The sequence below is a fragment of the Cryobacterium sp. 10I5 genome, assembly GCF_035019865.1.
GTDB lineage: Bacteria > Actinomycetota > Actinomycetes > Actinomycetales > Microbacteriaceae > Cryobacterium > Cryobacterium breve_A.
The window spans coordinates 1-3,565 of record NZ_JASJVI010000166.1 but is presented as its reverse complement, the minus strand read 5'-3'; the positions used below and the strand labels follow the sequence as shown (position 1 = coordinate 3,565).

General features: G+C 70.9%; 1 protein-coding gene. It reads right to left on the bottom strand.

Going from position 1 to position 3,565, the window contains the following annotated elements:
- Positions 1-88: 88 nt before the first annotated feature.
- A partial coding sequence (locus QN350_RS19345) for a DNA polymerase III subunit alpha (RefSeq protein WP_323517151.1) occupies positions 89-3,565 on the bottom strand: 3,477 nt, incomplete at its 5' end.

Below are 3,565 nucleotides of genomic sequence, written 5' to 3'. Positions count from 1 at the left end.
GGGCCGGCCGCGCCGCGCCGGGGCATCCGCCTGTCCGGGCGAGGATTGGCCCTGCACCGGCTCGGGTCCACCCGTCGGATTAGGCAGGTCACGCGGAGCGAGCTGACCAGAGGTGGCGCACGTTGGCGGGCGAGACCGCGGCGAGTTCGGCCGCCAGAGCCTCAGCCCGTGCTTCGTCGCCCGCAGCGTTCTCGGCCGCGCGCTCGGCGCTGTGCCGCTGTTTGACCAGTCGGGCGGCATCGGCGAGGTCCCAGAGCATCTCTCCCGTCACGGATACCCCCTTCGCACCCGAGCGCCGGGTGCGGCCGCGGACGAGCAGGTGCCGGGTCTGGAAGACCGGGCCGCCGATGCGTTCCTGGGCGTCGTGGAAGAACACGACGTTCGCGACCGGCCCGGTGCCGTCGTCGAGGCTGACGAATACGACCCGGCGCCCGCCGCGCATCGGCGGGGTGTTCGTCGCCCGACGCACCCCCGCGAGGAGCACCTCGGTCCCGCCGGGCAGGTCGCCGAGGGCCGAAGCCGGGGTGACGCCGAGCTCGGCGAAGAGCGGATAGAAGCGGGCGAGCTGATGCCCGGACACGGCGAGGCTCAGGTCGCGCAGCTCGAGTTCGGTCTGGGTGCGACCGCGCAGTTCGAGGGAGGTGACCGCGGTGAACCGGTCGCCGGAGTATCGAGGGACCGGCAGGTCGACCTCGAAGGCGAGCTGGTCGTCGTGCACGGCAAGGGCTGTGCCGCGGAGCGACTGGATGTGCGCGAGCAACTCGTGCCGTCGCTCACGGTCGTAGCCGATGAAGCTGTCGAGGGCACCGACCCGCGCGAGCGCCTCGAAGCTCGACCGGCGCGGCCGCACCCGGTCCCGGAAATCCTGCAGCGATGAGAACGGTTGGTGCCGCACGATCCGGGCCCGCTCTGCGACGGTGCTGCCCGAGAGCTCCGGTAGCGCCAGGCGGATGCCGCGGCGCGGCGCGGCCGGCCCGGCCGGTTCCGGTTCGGCCGGTTCCGGTTCGGTCGGCTCCGGTACTGCACGGCCAGGCGCGGCGTAGCCAGGAGGAAGGTCCTCGACCCGGTAGTCGAGCACGCTGTGCTGCACGTCGAGCGGCAGCACGGGAACCCCGAGCACCCTGGCCTCCGCCACGAGCAGGTCCTTCGGCCACATTCCCGGGTCGTGGGTGAGGAGGCCGGCAAGGAACACCGCAGGGTGATGGGTCTTCAGCCACGCCGACTGGTAGGTGGGCAGGGCGAACGCGGCGCCGTGGGCCTTGGCGAAGCCGAAGCTGCCGAAGCCGGCGAGCACGGTCCAGATCCGGTCGATCACAGCGGGAGGGAACCCGCGCGTCAGAGCCTGTTCACGGACGTACGCCTCGATGAGGGGCAGCTGCTCGGGTTTCCCCAGGTGCCTGCGGAAGACATCCGCCTTGCCCAGGCCGCAGCCGGTCAGTTCGTCGAAGAGGCGCATCACCTGCTCGTGGAAGATGACGACACCGCGGGTCTCCCGCAGGATCGGCTCGAATCGCGGATGGATGTAGTCGGGCATGACCTCGCCGTGCCTGGCCTGCAAGTAGAGCAGGGGCATGTTGTTCTTCATCGGGCCAGGGCGGAACAGGGAGATCTCCACGGTGAGGTCATTGAAGACCTCGGGCTGCAACTTGCCGACGAGTTCCATCTGGCCGGGAGACTCGAGCTGGAAGATGCCGAGGGTGCGCGTCGAGCGGATGAGTTCGTAGGTCGGCTCGTCGTCGAGGGGGATCCGGTCGAGGTCGATGCTCTCTCCGGTCAGGCGTCGGTGCTCCTCGACGGCATGTGCCATCGCTGACTGCATCCGCACGCCGAGGATGTCGAGCTTGATCAGGCCCATCGGGTCCATGTCGTGCTTGTCGAACTGGGACATCGGCAGGCCCATGCCCGAAGCCTGCACCGACGTGCGGTCGAGCAGGCTCGCGTCCGAGAGGATCACGCCGCACGGGTGCACCGAGATGTGCCGCGGAAGCCGATCGAGCCGCGCCGTGAGGTCGACGAGCTGGTCGAGCTGTTGTGACGCGCGGACTTCGGCGGCGAGCGGTTCGAGCTCGGGTTTCTCCTCCAGGGCGCGGCGGAAGTCGCGGGCATTGAATCGCCACATCTGCTTCGCGATTGCCGACACCTGCCCGGCGTCCATGCCGAGTGCGAGCCCCGCGTCCCGGACGGCGCCGCGACCACGGTAGGCGTTGGTCATCGACATCAGTGAGACCCGGTCGCTGCCGAAGGTCTGGAAGAGGGTGCGGTAGATATCGTGGCGGCGGGCCGACTCCACGTCGAGGTCGATGTCGGGCAGGGTCTGGCGTTCGGGGGAGAGGAACCTCTCCCAGAGCAGGCCGTTCGAGATCGGCTCGACCGAGGAGGTGTGCAGGGCATAGTTGAGCACCGAGCCGACGCCGGAGCCACGGGCCTGGATGCGCACGCCCATGCCCCTGACGATGTCGGCGACCCGGGCGACCGTGAGGAAATAGCTCGCGAAGCCGAGGTGCTCGACCGTGGCCATCTCGTACTCGAGGCGGGCGTGCGCTGTCTCGACGGCCGGCCGACCGGATGCCGCGTAGCGGTCCTCGACGCCGGATCGTCCGCGTTTCCAGAGTTCGGCGAGCGGGTCGCCGGTGACCCCGATCACGCGCGCCTCCGGCATTCGCGGGGTGCCGAGGCCGATGTCGGACTGCGGATCGAGGGTGCAGCGGTCGGCGAGCAGCTCGGTGTCGCGCAGCAGGCGCGCGAGCGCGCCGGCGTCGTGCAGGCCGGCGTCGACGACCATTCGGGCCACCTGCCGCATCGCCCCGGCCGGTTTGAGCCAGGCTTGTCCGTTCGTCTGGAGCTGCTCGAGCTCGGCGAGCGGGGTCAGGGTGCGGGCGGCGTCGGCAAGGTCTGCGGTGACCGCCTCCTCGGGCTCGCCGTATCGCACCGCATTCGTGAGAACGGCGGGCAGGCCGCTCTGTTCGGCGAGGGCGAGCATGCGGGTCGCCGGAGTGACACTGCCCCGGCTGCCGGGCTCGGCGAGGTAGCAGACGATTTCCAGGCATACCGACTCGGCAGGCATCGACCGCTGCCAGGCGGTCAATCGGGCGCCGGCCTCCTTCGTTGCGCGGCGGCCGATCGCCTCACCGACGTCGGAGGCCGGGCCGAGCAGCACGGTCAATGCCCGGAGCCCGGCCAATTCGGCGAGCTCTGTCCGGCCGATGCTCGGCTCGGGCCCTGCTCCGGTCGACACGGTCTCGTGGGCCGCGGACACGGCGCGGCACAGGGCCGCATACCCGCGGCCGCTGGTGCCGCCGTGCGCGAGCACGACGACGCGGCCGATCGGCACGCGGTCATCGTCGTGCACCGCGAGGTCGGCCCCGAGGCCCGCGCGGATGTCCTCCGCCACACACGCCCGGAGGTGCTTGACGGCCCCATAGAGTCCGTCGCGGTCGGTGAGGGCGAGAAAGGAGGCCCCCTGGGCGTTCGCCTGGCCGGCAAGCGCCTCGGGGAGCGTCACCCCGAAGTGGGTCGAGTATGCGCTCGCGACGTGCAGGTGCGGGAAACCGCCCCCCGCCCCCCC